We start from the raw sequence: 18,265 nt of genomic DNA on the forward strand, positions 1-18,265 counted from the left end.
GCCGATGCGACCCGCACCGGCGTTTGATAAACATCAACTCATGCCTCTCATCCCCGAGGAGCCTCAGATTCACGAGAGTGTCCCGGGTCCCCGCGCAGTTCCGACCGCCGGCCGGACCACGCAGACCCCCCGACCCGTCCCTGGCCCCGGCCCCCGCCCGGTCCCGGCGCGACCCGGAAACCCCGGCTCGAACCGCGGACCGGTGCCCGCCCCGCGCAGCCCGCGCGAGACGGTGGACGCCCCGGCCGCCGCCTCGATACCGGCGCGGGCTCCGCGGCCCGCCCCGGCGGCCACCCCGCAGATCCAGCTGATCCCCGCCACCGCGCAGGGCGCCCTGGCCGCGGCGGACGAAGCCGTCGACCTGCTGCTCGACACCGGTCGCGCGCCCGGTGAGATCCTGGTGCTCACCACCGGCGACCCGCACCCCTGGGCGGCGCACGAGCTGTCCTTCGGCGAGGCGTCGTACTGGGCGCAGCACGACGCCGGAGACGATGTCTTCTACGCGGGTGCCGACGCGGCCCGTGCCACGACCCGCCCGGTCGTGGTCGTCGCTGTCAACGGCGGCACGGACGCCACGGTGACCGGCGCGCTGCCCGCGGCGATGGCTCGCGCCGGTGCGTTGCTGATCGTCTGCGGTGACCCTCAGCGGGTCAACGCCCTTCTCTCCACGGGCGTCTAGCCTTCGACCCCGTCGGCCACCCGCCCCGTCGAGGAGGCGCCGGTGGCCGACGGATCCGGCCGACGGATCCGTGGTCGCGGCGAAGCGGGCGCGGCGAGGTGGGCGCACCGGGTGGACCGGGCCGACCCTGCCGCGCGAGCCTGTGCCGTTCAGCGAGCCGCCGTGTGGCGGTGTGCTTCGGGTGCTCCGCCGCCGGAGCTCAGGCGTGACGTCGTGTGCGCGGGAGAGCGCGGTTGACGCCCGGCGCGGCCTTCCCCGAGGATCCGCCACCCGTCGCGCGTCAGGGTGATGTACGCGCCGCAACGCAGCCCGTGCAGGGTGCACGCGTCGCGCAGGCCCCACATCCACGCGCCGTCCTCCTCGGTCCAATGGCCCCTGCCCTCACGGCAGTAGAGCAACACGGCTGTACGGATCGGAGTCCTGCGGCGCAGATCATGCGGGATCACCTGGCGCAGCTGGGTGAGGAGGGCGTTGCGGAGCTCCCATCCGTCGACCACGGCCGGCCGCCGGACAAGGGAAGCGCTGGCCGCGAGCCGCCCGTCCGGATCCAGGACGGCGATGACGGCCGTCGACGGTGTCGGCGCGTGGCGGGTGTACAGCCCGTTGACGACTTCACGCGGATTACGCAGCAGCGGGATCCCGGCAGCGGCCCACTCGGCGGGCTCGAGCAGCCGGGCCAACCGGGAAGCGGAATCGGCGGACGACGGTGCGACGATACCGAAGGCCACGATTCTCCCTTCGTCTGCGCGCCCACGGCTCGGTGGGGCGTCAGGCACGGGCGCGCACCACGACGGCCGTCCTCGGCGATGCCGTGGACGCGGGAGCGGGGAGCCGATCCCAATTCTCGCGGCCGTACCAGTGACCCGGCAACGATCAATTGGCGTCAGTGACCGTTATCCGGCGGTCCGTCGCCTATATTCCCGCCGCTTGCCGCACGGACGGCGGCGGTTCACCCCTGAACCGCCAGGACCAGTGGGAACACCTCCTTGGCGCCGGACCGGCGCAGCAGCCTCGCGGCCACGGCGAGGGTCCAGCCGGTGTCGGCCATGTCGTCGACGAGGAGCACCGGCCCGTCCGCCGACGCGAGCGCTTGGGCGAGTGCGGGAGGCACGGTCAGCGCCCCGTCGAGCGCCCGCAGGCGCTGCGCGCTGTTGGTGCGCGGCAGCCGGGTGTCCGTCGCCGCGTCCCGGTACTCGACGGAGCCCAGCAGGGGCATCCGGCCGATCGTGGCGATGTGGTGGCCGAGGGACCCGATCAGCTGGGGGCGGGTGCGGGAGGCGAGGGTGACGACGCCCACCGGACGGGAAGGGGCGTCCGGGGCGCCGGGCGCCCAACCGCCGGGCCCCTTCGCCCAGTCGGCCAGCACGGTGACCACCGCGTCCGCCACATCGTCCGGAATCCGACTGTCCGGCGTCTGCGGTGCGAGCAGCGGTCGCAGCCGATTGCCCCAGCCGATGTCGGAGAGCCGCCCGAGCGCCCGCCCGGCAGCGGCCTGCTCGCCCGCCGGAATACGGCCCTTGAGATCCACGCCCACGGCGGCCATGCCCGTCGGCCACATCCGCCGCGGCTCGACCTCCACACCGGGGCGCCCCAGTTCACCGCGCGACGCGTCCAGAGCCACGCTGGAGACCTCGGCCGTGAACCTCGCGCCCACGCAGTTGTCGCAACGCCCGCAGGGGGCCGCCTGCTCGTCGTCCAACTGGCGGCGCAGGAACTCCATCCGGCACTCGGTCGTGGTGGCGTAGTCCCGCATCGCCTGCTGCTCCGTCTCGCGCTGTCGCGCGACCCACGCGTACCGCTCGCCGTCGTAGGTCCACGGCCGGCCGGTCGCGGTCCAGCCTCCCTTGACGCGGTGCACGGCGCCGTCCACGTCGAGGACCTTGAGCATGGTCTCCAGGCGTGAGCGCCGCAGCTCGACCTGCGGCTCCAGGGCGGGAAGGGATACGGGCCGGTCGGAGGCGGCGAGCACGTCCAGCGTGCGGCGCACCTGATCCTCCGGAGGGAAGGCGAGCGAGGCGAAGTACTTCCAGATCGCCTCGTCCTCACGGCCCGGAAGCAGCAGGACTTCGGCGTGCTTGACGCCGCGGCCGGCGCGGCCCACCTGCTGGTAGTAGGCGATGGGGGAGGACGGCGAGCCCAGGTGGACCACGAAACCGAGGTCGGGCTTGTCGAAGCCCATGCCCAGGGCGGAGGTGGCGACGAGCGCCTTGACCCGGTTGGCGAGCAGGTCCTCTTCCGCCTGCTGCCGGTCGGCGTTCTCCGTCTTGCCGGTGTAGGAGGAGACCGTGTGCCCGCGTCGGCGCAGAAACGCCGTCACCTCCTCGGCGGCGGCGACCGTGAGGGTGTAGATGATGCCGGAGCCCGGCAGCTCGTCGAGGTGGTCGGCGAGCCAGGCCAGCCGGTGGGCGGCGTCGGGGAGCCGCAGGACGCCGAGGCTCAGGCTCTCCCGGTCCAGCGGGCCGCGCAGCACGAGCGTTTGAGCGGCGCCCTCGCCCGTCCCCAACTGCTCGGCGACATCGGCGGTGACCCGGGCGTTGGCGGTGGCGGTCGTCGCGAGGACGGGCACGCCCGGGGGCAGGTCGGCCAGCATGGTGCGCAGTCGGCGGTAGTCGGGCCGGAAGTCGTGGCCCCAGTCGGAGATGCAGTGGGCCTCGTCGACGACGAGCAGGCCTGTGGCGGCGGCGAGCTTGGGCAGCACCTGATCGCGGAAGTCCGGATTGTTGAGCCGCTCGGGGCTCACCAGGAGCACGTCGACCTCGCCCGCGGCGATCTCGGCCTGGACGGTGTCCCATTCCTCGACGTTGGCGGAGTTGATCGTGCGCGCGCGGATCCCGGCCCGCGCGGCGGCTTCCACCTGGTTGCGCATCAGGGCGAGCAGCGGCGAGACGATGACCGTCGGGCCGCTGCCGCGCTCGCGCAGCAGGGCGGTGGCGACGAAGTAGACGGCCGACTTTCCCCAGCCGGTGCGCTGCACCACGAGCGCGCGCCGATGCTCCGCGACCAGCGCCTCGATCGCGCGCCACTGATCCTCACGGAGCTTCGCCGTGCCCGTGGTGTCGCCGACGAGGCGGGCCAGGACGGTGTCGGCCGAGACGCGGAGATCTTCGTTGCTCATGCCCCCATGCAACACGAGCCCACTGACAATGCGCGAACGGGACCGAGGGCCTGTGGAAAACGCTGAGGAAGCCCCAGCGGAGGCCTCGACATTCTGAAAGCACTATCCACAGGGATTAGTAGGACAATATGCGGGAGTTATCCACAGGCCTGGCGAACCTTGACAAGTCCGCGGGACTCTCGGGCCATGACCAAGCGCGATGAATCAGCCCGCCCGTCCACGTCGTCCGCCGCCTCCGCCACGCCGTCCGGCGCCCCCACCGCGCCGGCGGAGGAGCAGATCAGCCTCCGCAGCCCGGCCGAACTGGCCGATGCCCTGCCGTACCTCCTCGGCTTCTTCCCGGACGACAGCGTCGTCATGGTCGCGCTGCACGGCGAGCGCGGCCGCTTCGGCGGCCGGCTCAGGCTCGGCATCCCGCGGACCCGCGAGGAATGGCCGGAAGTCAGCACCCAGCTCGCCGAGACCCTCATCGCGGGCAGCAGCAAGCGCGGCGCCCGGCCCGACGGCATCGTCCTCTTCCTCTGCCAGGACCCCGGGCCCGGGGAGACCGCGCGCGACGTGATGGAGCGGTTGCGCCCGCTCGCCCAGTGCCTGCGCCTCGCGTGCGGAGGTCTGGAAGTGCCCGTGTACGAGGCGTTGTGCATCTCCGACGGCCGCTTCTGGTCCTACTGCTGCCCCGACACCCGTTGCTGTCCGCCGGAGGGCACGCCGCTGGCCGCGCCCGGCACATCGGTCATGGCGGCGGCCGCCGCCTACGCCGGCATCCAGGTGCGCGGATCCCTGCGCCAGATGGAAGCCCGGCTGGCACCGCTCACCGGCCCCCCGGCCGAGGAACAGGAGCGGGCGCTGGACGCCGCGGCCGTCGACCTCGTGCCCCGCATCCTCCGCGGAACGGACTGCGAGACCGTGCGCGAGGAGACGATGGGCCTGGCGCGGCTGGTGCTGGACCGACTCCACGCCGCTCCGCCGCACGCCCGGCGGCCGGAGGCGGACGCCCAGGACGACGCCCTCCTCGCCCACGACGAAGCCGCCGCGATCATCCTCGGGCTCCAGGACCGCGCCACCCGCGACCGGGCGGCGGAATGGATGGAGGGCCCCCTCGCACCCACGGTGCTGCGCCTCTGGCGTGCCCTCGCCCGGCGCTGTGTGTCCTCGTACGTCGAGCACGCGGCCGCGCCCCTCACCCTTGCCGGCTGGGTCGCCTGGTCCACCGGCGACCAGCCGGAGGCCCGGGTCGCCTTGAGCCGTGCCTTGGCGGCCGACCCCGACTATCTCTTCGCCCAGCTCCTGCAGCGCGCCTGCAACGAGGGAATGGACCCCGAGCCGCTGCGCCGCTGCTTGCGCCGCGAGCGCGCCGACCGTGCCGTGCACGCCGCCGCGCACGCCGAAGCGGACCGGGCCCGGAGCGCGGACGCCGAGGGTGACGCCCGGGGCGCAGAGCCGGCGCCCCGGGTCAGGCGGCGCCGGCGCCCGCCCCTCGCCGGCGCGGCCGAGGCCGGATCGGTCAACCGGGCGGCTGAGGCCCTCAGGAACGCCGGCAGTGTTCGCCCGGCCGGTCCCTGCGGAGCGAACGGGCCCGCCGGCAAGGCGCGGGCGCGACGGCGGAACGGGCCCCGAGGGGCTCGTGGCCGACAGTGATCAGGGTGTGGGGCGGGGGCCCCGTGACCTACGTGGCCCCCGCGCCGTTCACCTGGGTGGCCCCGCAGCCGTCCGTCGCCGCCGGTCGCGACGTCCACAGGGAGCGCAGAAACATGCACGGCAATGTCCCCCATGGTCATCCGACCTTGACCCCGAGCCCGACCCCTGGCCCGACCCCGAGTCCCGCCTCGACACGCCGCCCGACCCCCACCCCGCGCGCGGGGCGGGCTCACGGGCCGCAGCCCGTGCACGACGCCCTGATCTGTGTGGCGCTGCCCGCTCTCGCGATCTCCGGTGAGGACGGACAGCTGACCGGCCACGGACTCCACGGTTTCTACCGCGCGGGGCGGCGGCTGCTGGCGCGCTGCCGGGTGCGGGTCGCCGGAGCGGAACCGGTGCCCGTGCAGGGCCGGATGCTCGCCGCCGACCGGGCCCGCTTCGTGGGCACGGTGCGCACCGTCGCCGATTCGGGTCCCGACCCGGCCGTCACCGTCGAGCGGCTGCGGGACGCCGAGGGAACCGAGCGGATCACTCTGCGCAGCACGGCCGTGCGGGCCTTGAAGCTGGGCGTCGAAGTGTCACTGGGCACCGACCTCGCCGAGCTCGGTGCGATCGCCTCCGGCCTGGCCGGCCCCGAGGTTCCCGCCGCGGTCCACGCCTGCGGGCTGCGCTGGTCGGCGGCGGGGACCCAGGTGATGGTCACCGCCGACCCGGCGCCCGGGGACTCCCTCGCCTCGGCCGGCCTGCTGTGCTGGGAGTTGGAGCTGCCGCCCGGCGGCACTCGGAGCATCGAGCTCCGCGTCAGGCTGGAGCCGCCCGGACGGGGTCGACCGGCCGGGGCGGCGGTACCCCGGGGCCGCGGCGGCGCCGCGCCCTGGGGCGAGGCGGCGGCCGAAGGGGACGACCCGCGGGCGGCGGCCCTGTTGGAGGCCAGCCTCGACGATCTCCGTGCGCTGCTGGTCCGCGATCCGGGGCAGCCCGCCGATGTCCACCTCGCCGCGGGCGTCCCCTGGCGCTGCGGTCACCTCGCTCCCGCCGAGGCGCTGTGGGCGGCCCGGATGACCCTGCCCCTGGGAGTGCGCCTCGCCGCGGGGACGCTGCGGACCCTGGCCCGCGCGCAACTGCCGGGGCCGCACGGTGACGGCGGTCGCATCCCCGGGGCGCTACGGCACGCGGGAGCGCACCTGCCGCCCGGGTGCACGGGCGTGGAGGCGACCTTGCTGTTCCCCGTGGTCCTCGCCGAGGCCCGGCGATGGGGACTGGCCGAGCGGGAGACCGAGGCTCTGCTCCCGGCCGCCGAGCGGTGCCTGGAGTGGCTGCGGACGGCGGTGGGTGAGGGCCACTACCTCGCGGATCCGGTGCCGGGCGGGCCGTACCGCTGTGAGGTGCAGGCGCACGCCCACCGTGCCGCACTGCTCGGCGCGGATCTCCTGGAGGCGTACGGCCGTCCCGGCGCGGAGCGCTGGCGGGACTGGGCGGGCGAGCTGCGGCGCCGCTTCCGGGACGACTTCTGGGCCGAGGACCCCGGCGGCGGGCGGCCCGTCGCCGCCCGGACACCGGACGGCCGGCGGATACCGCAGCTGGGGTGCGCGGCCGCGCATCTGCTCGACACGGGTCTGCTCGGGGCGGGCGAGTACGCCCCGGGGCTGCTCGACAAGGTGCAGACCGAGCAACTGGCCAGACTGCTCGGCGGACCGGCGCTCGACTCGGGCTGGGGGCTGCGCAGCCTCGGGGCGAAGGAACAGGGCCACAACCCCTTCGGGCACCGCAGCGGGGCCGTGCGGGTCCACGAGACGGCCGTGGCCGTGGCCGGGCTGGCCGCCGCCGATTACGAGAAGGAAGCCGGAGGGTTGTTGCGGGGCACCCTCGACGCCGCCGAGGCCTTCGGATACCGGCTGCCGGAGATGTACGCGGGGGAGCAGCGGTCCACCGGCAGCGTGCCGCTGCCGCATCCGGCGGCCTGCCGCCCCGCCGCTGTTGCGGCGGCGGGTGCCGTCCAGCTGCTGACGACCCTGGCCGGGGTGCGCCCCGACGTGCCCGCGGGAAGCGTGGCCGTTCGCCCGCCACGGACCGCACCGCTGGGCGCCCTGCGGTTCACCGGCCTGCGGGTCGCCGACCAGCCGTTCGCCGTGAGGATCAGCAGGCTCGGTCTCGGCATGGTCGAGGAAGCCGCCGACGGTCTTCAACTGGGGGTGTGAGCACGGGTGCGGGCCAGGCCGTCCGAAGGGGCGTTGGTGAGCAGTGAACAAGACCCTGTTTATCGTCAAGCAGACGACTATGATCGCGTCATGCCCTACGACCCGTCGGCCTTTCCGCCCTTCGCAGTCACCGTCGACCTGGTCGTGCTCACCGTGCGGCGCCACGCGCTGTGCGCGCTGGCCGTCCGTCGAGGTGAGCCTCCCTTCCAGGGGCGCTGGGCGCTGCCGGGCGGGTTCGTCAGGGGGGACGAGGACCTGGCGACCGCGGCGGCCCGTGAGCTGGCCGAGGAGACCGGGCTGCATGCCCACGACCCGGCCGGGCCCGCCCCCGTGAACGCGGCGCACCTCGAACAGCTCGCCACCTACGGCGACCCCAAGCGCGACCCCCGTATGCGGGTCGTCAGCGTGGCGCACCTCGCCCTCGCGCCGGATCTGCCCGCCCCGCGCGCCGGAGGCGACGCGCGCAGCGTGCGGTGGGCGCCCGTGGGAGACCTGCTGGACCAGGAGGACGGTTACGGCCGCGACGGGGAGCTGACCGCGCCGCTCGCCTTCGATCACGCCCGCATCCTCGCCGACGGTGTCGAGCGGGCCCGCTCCAAGATCGAGTACTCCTCGCTGGCCACCGCCTTCTGCCCGCAGGAATTCACCGTCGGCGAGCTGCGCCGGGTGTACGAGGCGGTGTGGGGCGTCGCCCTGGACCCGCGGAACTTCCATCGCAAGGTCACCGGCACCCCCGGCTTCCTGGTGCCCACCGGCGGGACGACGACGCGTCAGGGCGGCCGCCCCGCGCAGCTCTTCCGGGCGGGCGGGGCCACGTTGCTGAACCCGCCGATGCTGCGCCCCGAGGCGTAGGCGAAGCCCGGACCCGACCGGGCGCGCACGGCGGCACTCCACGTCCGTCCGTGGCAGCCCCCAGCCCCCCGGCAGGGCCGTCCCCACCCTGCCCGCCGCCGCGCGCCGTCGCGGGATGCGTCGCGCTCGTAGCGTCGGCTCCGGGCGGGACACGGTTGCCCAGAAATACCCACAGTGTGTAGCAAATCGGGCATATCGGGTTACCGTGCTGCGGTACGTCCCAGCGTTCCGCGCGCCCCGCAGCCCAGGGTGTCCGCGCCGAGCCGTCTCACGCCCTGCGGGAGAAGCCATGATCCAGGCCATCGGGCTGACCAGCGCCCCCCGCCGCAACCACCCTCCCGCCGTCGACGACCTCACGTTCGAGGCCCGCCCCGGCCGGGTCACCGTTCTGCTCGGCGAGCCCGGGGCGGGCAAGACCAGCGCGCTGCGGCTCATGCTGCGGCTCGACCCCGGGCGCGGGGTCGCACTGTTCCGCGGCCGCACGCTCGACCGGGTCGCCCACCCCACCCGCGAGATCGGCGTACTGCTCGGCGACGTCCCCGGGCACCCCGCCCGCACCGCCCGCGGTCATCTGCGGATGCTCAGCGCCGTCGCCGGGGTCCCCGCGGAGCGCGCCGACGACGTCCTCGAGGTCGTCGGGCTCAGCGGCCTCGCCGACCAGCGCCTCGGCGACTTCTCCCTCGGCATGGACCGCCGTCTCGGCCTCGCCGCGGCGCTCCTCGGCGACCCGCACACCCTGCTGCTCGACGAACCCGCCGAAGGCCTCTCACCGCGGGAGGCGGCGTGGCTGCACGGCATGCTGCGCGGCTACGCCGCCCAGGGTGGCGCCGTCCTCGTCACCTCCTGCGACCCCAGGGAGGCGGCCCGCATCGGCGACCGGGTCGTCACCGTCGAGCGGGGCCGGCTCGTCGCCGACCAGGAGGCCGCGGCTTTCGCCCGTACCCGGCTGCGCCCCCGCGTCGCCGTCCACTCGCCGTTCGCGAGCCGCCTCGCCCACGTCCTCACGGTCGAAGCCGACGTGGTGCGCGCGTCCCCCGACGGACCCCCCGTGGAGGTGACGCACGAGGGCGGCAGCCGGATCAACGTCTACGGCAGCAGCTGCGCCGCCGTCGGCGAGACCGCATACCGCCACGGCATCCTCGTGCACCGCCTGGCCGACGAGACCGGGGACACCGGCCCCGTGTCCCCCCTGCACCGTGCCGACGGCCGCCGCTCCGACACCACGGATCCAGCGGCCCCCGGCGAGCCGGAAGCGGCCCCCGGCGCGACCCGGGCCGCGGAACCCGCCGCCGGTACAGGCCCCGCGCTCCAGCCCGTGCCGACCTCCCGCTCCCAGGCCCGCCTCCAGCCCAGGCTGCCCGCCCCCGGCCCGGTCTGGCCGCTGCTCTACGAACTGCGCCGTGCCACGGGCGTACGGACCGGCTGGATCACCGGCGCCGTCGCCCTCGCGGCCTCGCTCGTGGCCTCCGTGCTGCTCGCCCGCACCAGCGACACCCCGGCGCTGCGCCTGCTCACCGGCTGGCCGACCGTGCTGCCGCTGCCCCCGGCCGCCTTCGGCGCGGGGCTGCTCGGGGCTCTCGCCTTCGGTCAGGAGTTCCGCTACCCGGCGCTGGCGCCGGACCAGGGGACCGTCCCCCGCCGCCTCGGGCTGCTCGCCGCCAAGCTCGTGGTCACGGCGACGGCCGCCCTGCTGCTCGCCTTCGCCTCCCTCGGCCTCGACGCGGCCGTCCTGAGGGTGCTCTTCGGTGACCCCGCCGCCGTCCTCCCCGCCGACTGGGCCCTCACGCTCGTCGGCTGGGCCGGGCTCACCCTCGGCTGCGCGTGGGCCGGCCTGCTGGCCGCGGGGGTGTTCCGGTCCACCGCCCTCGGGCTGGTGGCGGTGCTCGCGGTGCCCACCCTCGTGATGCCCGTCCTGGGCGGGGTGCTCACCCACCCGACGGCCCGTTCCCTGATGGGTCTCCCGGAGCGGTTGCGTTCGACGGCCCTGGTGCAGTGGCCGTCGGGGGTGGACCAGGCGCTCTCCGCCGCCCTGCGGCTGATGTCCCAGCCCGTCGGCTGGGCGCTGGCCCTGTCCCTCGCGGCGCTCCTCGGGGCGTACGTGCTCACCGTGTTCCGCGGCAGGCCCCGGTGAGCGGCGGGCGGTGGGGCAGGTCCCGGGCCGATCGGCTCCGGCTGGAAGGTGGCCGAGGCCGTGGGAGACGGCCGCAGCCGGTCGCCCACCGGGGAGCGTCAGCGGCTCCCGAGGCAGTCGGCCCGCTCGAGTTGCCGCACCGGGCGCGCGTGGTAAAGGCCTCGCTCCGCCACCCCGGCCGACGCGCCGCCCCTCGCCTTCACAGAGGGATCACGCCCCGTAATCATGCCGGGTGCCCACGTCCCGGCCTCGGCAGAATTGTCGTCACGCTCCGCACTCGCCCTCCCGGGAAGGGCGCCCGATTCCGTCCGATTGAGCGTCAATTGTGAGGTAATGCGCGATCACCCTTTCGTGTGCTTTTCACCAAAGACCTCAAGGGCTCTCAACGTGTCGCCGACAAAGGATGCGTGAGTACCCTTGCGCACACCATGATGACCGCGGCTCGCCCCGCCGACTCCGGCCTCGCAGGATCGGGCGAGCTTGACCGTTACTCCTACGCGGAGGCCCCCGGGGTCGACCGCGGGGCGTCGTCCGCCTGGGACGGCGACGCGGAGCTGAGCCGGGCCGGCCGCCGCGCGGCCGGCAGCCGTGGCCGAGGGCTGCACGGCCAGCTCGTCCAACAGCTGGGCCAGATGATCGTCTCCGGCGACCTGGGCGCCGACCGCCCGCTCGTCCCGGAGGAGATCGGGCAGCGCTTCGAGGTCTCCCGGACCGTCGTCCGCGAGTCCCTGCGCGTCCTCGAAGCGAAGGGCCTGGTCAGTGCCCGGCCCAACGTCGGCACCCGCGTCCGCCCCGTCAGCGACTGGAACCTCCTCGACCCGGACATCATCGAATGGCGGGCCTTCGGGCCCCAGCGGGAAGACCAGCGCCGAGAGCTGTGCGAGCTGCGCTGGACCATCGAGCCGCTCGCCGCCCGGCTGGCGGCCGGACACGGGCGCGAGGACGTCCAGCAGCGCCTCGCCGACATGGCCGAGATCATGGGCCACGCGCTGGCCCAGGGTGACTCCCTCACCTTCTCCCGCGCCGACGCCGAGTTCCACTCCCTCCTTCTCCAGGTCGCGGGCAACCGCATGCTCGAGCACCTCTCGGGCATCGTCTCCGCCGCGCTGCACGTCTCGGGCGCCCCGGTCAGCGGCTGCGACCGCCCCAGCGAGACCGGAGTCGGCCAGCATCTGCGGATCGTCGACGCCGTGGGTGCGGGAGACGCCGCCGGGGCGGAGGCCGCGATGCGCCAGCTGCTCGTCACCCACCCCGACGTCGAGCGCGTGGTGCCCGCCCCGCGCGAGCACTGATCGCGGGACCGGGGCCGTACGGACGGGGCCGTACGGGCTGGGTCGTACGGCCGGATCCGTACGCGCGGGGCCGCGGTGCCGGCTCGCGCGTACGACCGTGCGTGCGACCCGGGTGGACGGCCTCGCGGAGGGCCGGCGCGGGTCCGGCCCCGGGACGGGACGCGACGGAACCGGGTGATCTGCCCAACTAAGTGGTTATTCGCTCCGGTATGGGGTGTGACTCGGGCCACGAGGATTGGGCGTAACGCTGTCCGGCGAAGCGCGATGACTAAAGAGGTGGCAGACGCGGAGGGAATACGGGCCTCGATCGAGGCGCTGTGTTGCTCTGCACTCCCGCCCGCGCCGTCGGTTCATCCTTGCCGACGGTCGTCGGCTCCGGTCCGCTACGGACGGGGCCGGAAGCCGTTTCCATCGTTCCGAGAGGTTGTTCGTGTCGGCCAGCACATCCCGTACGCTCCCGCCGGAGATCGCCGAATCCGAGTCTCTGATGGCGCTCATCGAGCAGGGAAAGGCCGAGGGGCAGATCGCCGGCGACGACGTGCGTCGGGCCTTCGAGGCTGACCAGATTCCGCCAACCCAGTGGAAGAATGTTCTGCGCAGCCTCAACCAGGTCCTCGACGAGGAGGGTGTGACGCTGATGGTCAGTGCCGCAGAGGCGCCCAAGCGCACCCGCAAGAGCGTCGCAGCGAAGAGCCCGGCGAAGCGCACCGCCACCAAGGCCGTCTCGTCCAAGACGGTCACGGCCAGGTCCACGTCCTCCGCGTCCGTCACGTCCGCCCAGGGTGGCGCGTACGGCGACGACGAGGGTGACGAGGCCATGGGCGCGCCCGCCAAGAAGACCGCCGCCAAGAAGGCGACGGCCAAGAAGACGGTGGCCAAGAAGGCCACCGCCAAGAAGACGGCGGCCAAGAAGACCGCCTCCAAGAAGGACGCCGACGAGCTCCTCGACGACGAGATCGTCGAGGAGACCCCCACCCCGGGCAAGGGTGACGAAGAGGACGAGACCGGCGAGAACAAGGGCTTCGTCCTCTCCGACGACGACGAGGACGACGCCCCCGCGCAGCAGGTCGCGGTGGCCGGTGCCACGGCCGACCCGGTCAAGGACTACCTCAAGCAGATCGGCAAGGTCCCCCTCCTCAACGCCGAGCAGGAGGTCGAGCTCGCCAAGCGCATCGAGGCCGGCCTGTTCGCCGAGGACAAGCTGGCGAACTCCGACAAGCTCGCGCCGAAGCTCAAGCGCGAGCTCGAGATCATCGCCGAGGACGGCCGCCGCGCCAAGAACCACCTCCTGGAGGCCAACCTCCGCCTGGTGGTCTCGCTGGCCAAGCGCTACACCGGCCGCGGCATGCTCTTCCTGGACCTCATCCAGGAGGGCAACCTCGGTCTGATCCGTGCGGTCGAGAAGTTCGACTACACCAAGGGTTACAAGTTCTCGACCTACGCGACCTGGTGGATCCGCCAGGCGATCACGCGCGCGATGGCCGACCAGGCCCGCACCATCCGTATCCCGGTGCACATGGTCGAGGTCATCAACAAGCTCGCGCGTGTCCAGCGCCAGATGCTCCAGGACCTGGGCCGCGAGCCCACCCCGGAGGAGCTGGCCAAGGAGCTCGACATGACCCCCGAGAAGGTCATCGAGGTCCAGAAGTACGGCCGTGAGCCGATCTCCCTCCACACCCCCCTGGGTGAGGACGGCGACAGTGAGTTCGGTGACCTCATCGAGGACTCCGAGGCGGTCGTGCCGGCCGACGCGGTCAGCTTCACGCTGCTCCAGGAGCAGCTGCACTCCGTCCTGGACACGCTCAGCGAGCGCGAGGCGGGCGTGGTCTCCATGCGCTTCGGCCTCACGGACGGCCAGCCGAAGACGCTCGACGAGATCGGCAAGGTCTACGGGGTGACGCGTGAGCGCATCCGTCAGATCGAGTCGAAGACGATGTCCAAGCTGCGTCACCCGTCGCGTTCGCAGGTCCTGCGCGACTACCTGGACTAATCCGTCCCCCTCCGCCCGGCCCCTTCGTGGGCGCCGGGGGGAATGCGGAACGAATGCCGCGAGGCCCGGTACCCCCGGAAGGGGGCCGGGCCTCGCGGCATTTCGACTGCCCGGACCGCCGCGCTTTCCTGCCGACCGGTCTTTCTTCCGGATGCGTCGAATGCCATTCGGCTTGACCCTGGGTATGCGACTAACTCCGCAGGGTCAGGAGAGAGACTGTATGCGTGCACTGAGCTACCCGCTCGCCGGCGCGGTCGCGCTGCTGCTGGCGGCCCCCGGTCCGGCCGTCGCGGACCGGCTGGTCATCGGCGGGCAGCCCGTCAACGCCTCCGAGGCGCCCTGGGCGGTCGCTCTGGCGAGCCGCGAGCGGTTCGGTGCCGCGAGGTCGGGGCAGTTCTGCGGCGGGGTCCTGGTGAGCCGTACGACGGTCGTCACCGCGGCGCACTGCCTCAGCCACGAGGTGCTCGGCGTCGACGTGGGCGAGGCGAAGGACCTCCGGGTCATCGTGGGGCGCGGCGATCTGCGCGGTGGGAGCGGCGCCGAGGTGGCGCTGCGGGACACCTGGGTCAATCCCGCGTTCGACGCGGCGACCAACGCCGGGGACGTCGCCGTACTCACTCTGGCGGAACAGGCGCCGGCGAATTCTCCGATCACTCTGGCGCAGGCCGGTGACCAGGCCTATCGGCCCGGCACGCCGGCCAAGGTGTACGGCTGGGGCGACATGCTGGGCAACGGCACGTACGCGCAGACGTTGCGCGCGGCCGGGGTGTTCGTCCTGGACGACGTTTTTTGCGAGCAGGCGTACCCGGGCGGCCCGGAGGGCGCGTACCGGCGGGCTTCGATGCTGTGCGCGGGGCGGCCGGAAGGCGGGCGGGACGCCTGTCAGGGCGACAGTGGCGGGCCGCTCGTGGCCAGGGGGAAGCTGGTCGGGCTGGTGTCCTGGGGGAGCGGGTGCGCCCAGCCGGGGCGCCCCGGGGTGTACACGCGGATGTCGGCGGTCGCGCCGCTGGTGGCGGCCCACAAGGGCGGGACCGCCCCCCAGGACGCGTCGACGACCGTGCCGCCGGTGGTGACGCCCGTCCTCCCGCCGGTGGCGTCGCAGCCCGTCCAGCAGGTGCCGTCGCAGACTCAGCCGGCACCCGCTGCGGAGGGCGTCGGGCCGGCGCCCGCGCAGACCGGCCCGCAGCTTCCGCCGAGGACCGCCCCGCAAGCCGCCCCACCGCCGCCCTCGCGGCCTGCGGGTGAGGTCGCGCCGCAGGGTGCGGGTGCGCTCGAACGGGGGCCGCAGTGAGCCCCCTGGGGCCTTGCCGTCCGCTGGCGAAGACGGGTGCGCGAAGGGTGCCCGGACGCACGAGAGCGGGCGGCCTCCCCCGTGGGGGTGGCCGCCCGCGGCTGCCCGGCCCTGGATGGCCGGACCTCGCTCGTCGTGGGATGCGATGTGTCAGCTATCCGCTGCGGACTCAGCGGTCCTCATCGGACGCGGACGCCGGGGCAGCGGTGAGCCGCTCCGTCTCGTCCTGTATCTCCGCGGCGATCTTCTTGAGTTCTGGCTCGAACTTGCGCCCATGGTGAGCGCAGAAGAGCAGTTCACCGCCGCTCATGAGAACGACGCGCAGGTAAGCCTGAGCGCCGCACCGGTCGCAGCGGTCAGCGGCCGTCAGCGGGCTCGCGGGGGTCAGAACAGTAGTCACGTCGCCTCTTCTCTAGCTCGACGAGCTGTCGTACCAGGGTCAACATCCAACCAGGCCGAAAACGTTCCCGCTCGTGGCTTTTCCTCGAAAGTTCCTTCCGAGTGGGCCGGATCTTGACGGTTGGCGGCGAATGAGCCGTATTGCGTGGGCTTACGGTTTCACGTCGCTGGGGGTCTTTCGTCCGCCCGGCCGGCTTGCCGGGTTGTTCTTGAGGACGTGCCCGGAGCCTAAATGGTTCATGCCTCCAAGGGAACGTGATGTGCACGTCACTCCATCGGGGTATCGAACGCTTGAGCGAAGCTGGACTAGCATGGGCGCTCCCGTGGGTGGCGGCACAAAGGCTCTACCAGGCCTCGGTACCCTCTGAACGGCGACCGAGCCACCACTGTGCCCGTACCCGGGCCAGTACAGAAATTCAGCGAGGAGCGAACCGCGTGACCGCCGAAACGTCCGTGCCGTCCACTGCGTTGCTGACCGGGGCAGACCGGGACGGATCCAACTACACCGCGCGGCACCTGCTCGTCCTCGAGGGTCTCGAAGCCGTCCGCAAGCGCCCCGGAATGTATATCGGCTCCACCGACAGTCGCGGTTTGATGCACTGCCTCTGGGAAATCATCGACAACTCCGTCGATGAGGCGCTCGGCGGATACTGCGACCGCATCGAGGTGATCCTCCACGAGGACGGCTCGGTGGAGGTCCGGGACAACGGCCGTGGCATCCCCGTGGACGTCGAGCCCAAGACCGGGCTGTCCGGCGTCGAGGTCGTGATGACCAAGCTGCACGCCGGCGGAAAGTTCGGCGGCGGCTCGTACGCGGCCTCCGGCGGTCTGCACGGCGTCGGCGCGTCCGTCGTCAACGCGCTCTCCGCCCGCCTGGACGTCGAGGTCGACCGCAACAGCAGAACGCACGCGATCAGCTTCCGGCGCGGCGTCCCCGGCATCTTCACCGAGTCCGGTCCGGACGCGCCCTTCGACCCGGCCAACGGCCTCCTCAAGGGCAAGAAGGTCCCCAAGACCCGCACCGGCACCCGGGTCCGCTACTGGGCCGACCGCCAGATCTTCCTCAAGGACGCCAAGCTCTCCCTGGAGAACCTCTACGGGCGGGCCCGGCAGACCGCGTTCCTCGTGCCGGGGCTGACCATCGTCGTCCGCGACGAGCGGGGGATCGAGAGCGAGACCGCCACCGAGGAGACCTTCCGCTACGACGGGGGCATCAGCGAGTTCTGCGAGTACCTCGCGCAGGACAAGGCCGTCTGCGACGTGCTCCGGCTGACCGGGCAGGGCACCTTCAAGGAGACCGTGCCGGTCCTCGACGACCGCGGCCACATGACCCCCACCGAGGTCACCCGTGAGCTCGGGGTGGACATCGCCCTGCGCTGGGGCACCGGCTACGAGTCGAACGTGAAGTCCTTCGTCAACATCATCGCCACCCCCAAGGGCGGCACGCATGTGGCCGGATTCGAGCGCTCGATCGCCAAGACCGTCAACGAGGTCCTGCGCTCGTCGAAGCTGCTGCGGGTCGCCGAGGACGACGTCGTCAAGGACGACGCCATGGAGGGGCTCACTGCGGTCGTGACCGTCCGGTTGGCCGAGCCGCAGTTCGAGGGGCAGACCAAGGAGGTCCTGGGGACCTCGGCCGCCTCGCGGATCGTGGCGAACGTGGTCGCCAAGGAGCTCAAGGCGTTCCTGGCCTCCACCAAGCGCGATGCCAAGCAGCAGGCGCGCGCCGTCCTGGAGAAGATCGTCGCCGCGGCCCGCACCCGCATCGCGGCCCGGCAGCACAAGGAGGCCCAGCGGCGGAAGACCGCCTTGGAGTCCTCCTCGCTGCCGGCCAAGCTCGCCGACTGCCGCAGTGACGACGTCGGGCGCAGCGAGCTGTTCATCGTCGAGGGCGACTCGGCGCTGGGCACGGCCAAGCTGGCCCGGAACTCCGAATTCCAGGCCTTGCTGCCGATCCGCGGCAAGATCCTCAATGTCCAGAAGTCGTCGGTCTCCGACATGCTCAAGAACGCCGAGTGCGGCGCGATCATCCAGGTGATAGGAGCCGGGTCCGGCCGGACCTTCGACATCGACGCCGCGCGGTACGGGAAGGTCATCTTCCTTGCCGACGCCGATGTCGACGGCGCGCACATCCGCTGTCTGCTGCTCACGCTCTTCCAGCGCTACATGCGGCCGATGGTCGAGGAGGGCCGGGTCTTCTCGGCCGTTCCCCCGCTGCACCGGATCGAGCTGACCCGCCCCAAGAAGGGGCAGGACAAGTACATCTACACCTACTCCGACAGCGAGCTGCGCCAGACGCTGATGGACCTGGACCGCAAGAAGGTGCCGTACAAGGACGGCATCCAGCGCTACAAGGGACTCGGTGAGATGGACGCCGACCAGCTCGCGGAGACCACGATGGACCCGCGCCACCGCACCCTGCGCCGGATCAACATCAGCGACCTGGAGGCGGCCGAGCGCGCCTTCGACCTGCTGATGGGCAATGAGGTCGCGCCGCGCAAGGAGTTCATCACCAACTCCGCCGCCACCCTGGACCGCTCGCGCATCGACGCCTGACCCAGGTCTGATCCAGGCCTGGCCCAGGCAGCACGTGAGCCCCCGCGCCTCCGGCCGGAGATCCTTTCTCCGGCCGGAGGCGCGTCACGTGGTGTCTCCATCACCTGATGGGGTGAACGTCCGG

General features: G+C 72.9%; 11 protein-coding genes and 1 pseudogene. 9 read left to right on the forward strand and 3 right to left on the reverse strand.

Going from position 1 to position 18,265, the window contains the following annotated elements:
- The first annotated feature begins 40 nt into the window (after positions 1-40).
- A complete protein-coding gene (locus ACZ53N_RS00300; protein WP_469138756.1) occupies positions 41-679 on the forward strand; it encodes a hypothetical protein in 639 nt (212 codons plus the stop codon).
- 149 nt (positions 680-828) lie between these two features.
- On the opposite strand, the gene ACZ53N_RS00305 is transcribed toward ACZ53N_RS00300, so the two are convergent.
- The gene (locus ACZ53N_RS00305; RefSeq protein WP_469138757.1) at positions 829-1,407 is read right to left on the reverse strand and encodes a hypothetical protein; all 579 of its coding nucleotides are present in this window, start codon (positions 1,405-1,407) and stop codon (positions 829-831) included.
- 221 nt (positions 1,408-1,628) lie between these two features.
- Entirely contained in the window at positions 1,629-3,794 is a 2,166-nt protein-coding gene (locus tag ACZ53N_RS00310) for a RecQ family ATP-dependent DNA helicase (RefSeq protein WP_469138758.1), read from the reverse strand.
- 186 nt (positions 3,795-3,980) lie between these two features.
- Between ACZ53N_RS00310 and ACZ53N_RS00315 the strand changes: the two genes are divergently transcribed.
- The 7 genes and pseudogenes from ACZ53N_RS00315 to ACZ53N_RS00345 form a co-directional block, all read left to right on the forward strand.
- Complete coding sequence (locus ACZ53N_RS00315) at positions 3,981-5,432, forward strand: DUF4192 domain-containing protein (RefSeq protein WP_469138759.1); 1,452 nt, start codon at positions 3,981-3,983, stop codon at positions 5,430-5,432.
- Positions 5,433-5,677: 245 nt separating this feature from the next.
- Positions 5,678-7,630 (forward strand): glycogen debranching N-terminal domain-containing protein, encoded by a 1,953-nt coding sequence (locus ACZ53N_RS00320; RefSeq protein WP_469138760.1) that lies wholly within the window; start codon positions 5,678-5,680, stop codon positions 7,628-7,630.
- A gap of 90 nt (positions 7,631-7,720) precedes the next feature.
- Complete coding sequence (locus ACZ53N_RS00325; RefSeq protein WP_469138761.1) at positions 7,721-8,482, forward strand: NUDIX hydrolase; 762 nt, start codon at positions 7,721-7,723, stop codon at positions 8,480-8,482.
- Between the two features lie 289 nt (positions 8,483-8,771).
- Positions 8,772-10,613, forward strand: coding sequence for an ABC transporter ATP-binding protein (locus ACZ53N_RS00330; protein WP_469138762.1), 1,842 nt, complete (start codon positions 8,772-8,774; stop codon positions 10,611-10,613).
- Positions 10,614-10,966: 353 nt separating this feature from the next.
- Complete coding sequence (locus ACZ53N_RS00335; RefSeq protein WP_365207776.1) at positions 10,967-11,905, forward strand: FadR/GntR family transcriptional regulator; 939 nt, start codon at positions 10,967-10,969, stop codon at positions 11,903-11,905.
- Between the two features lie 430 nt (positions 11,906-12,335).
- Positions 12,336-13,895, forward strand: coding sequence for an RNA polymerase sigma factor (locus tag ACZ53N_RS00340; protein WP_356453356.1), 1,560 nt, complete (start codon positions 12,336-12,338; stop codon positions 13,893-13,895).
- 220 nt (positions 13,896-14,115) lie between these two features.
- A pseudogene (locus tag ACZ53N_RS00345) lies at positions 14,116-14,916 on the forward strand (S1 family serine peptidase); the annotation flags it as partial.
- Between the two features lie 439 nt (positions 14,917-15,355).
- Here ACZ53N_RS00345 and ACZ53N_RS00350 read toward each other — a convergent pair.
- Complete coding sequence (locus tag ACZ53N_RS00350; protein WP_130881806.1) at positions 15,356-15,586, reverse strand: DUF7455 domain-containing protein; 231 nt, start codon at positions 15,584-15,586, stop codon at positions 15,356-15,358.
- 434 nt (positions 15,587-16,020) lie between these two features.
- Here ACZ53N_RS00350 and ACZ53N_RS00355 point away from each other — a divergent pair, with 434 nt between their 5' ends.
- Positions 16,021-18,141 carry a DNA gyrase/topoisomerase IV subunit B gene (locus ACZ53N_RS00355; RefSeq protein ID WP_469138763.1) on the forward strand — a complete coding sequence of 707 codons (2,121 nt, stop codon included), beginning with the start codon at positions 16,021-16,023 and terminating at the stop codon, positions 18,139-18,141.
- The last annotated feature ends 124 nt before the right edge of the window (positions 18,142-18,265 follow it).

Source organism: Streptomyces sp. NPDC033229 (assembly GCF_055576875.1).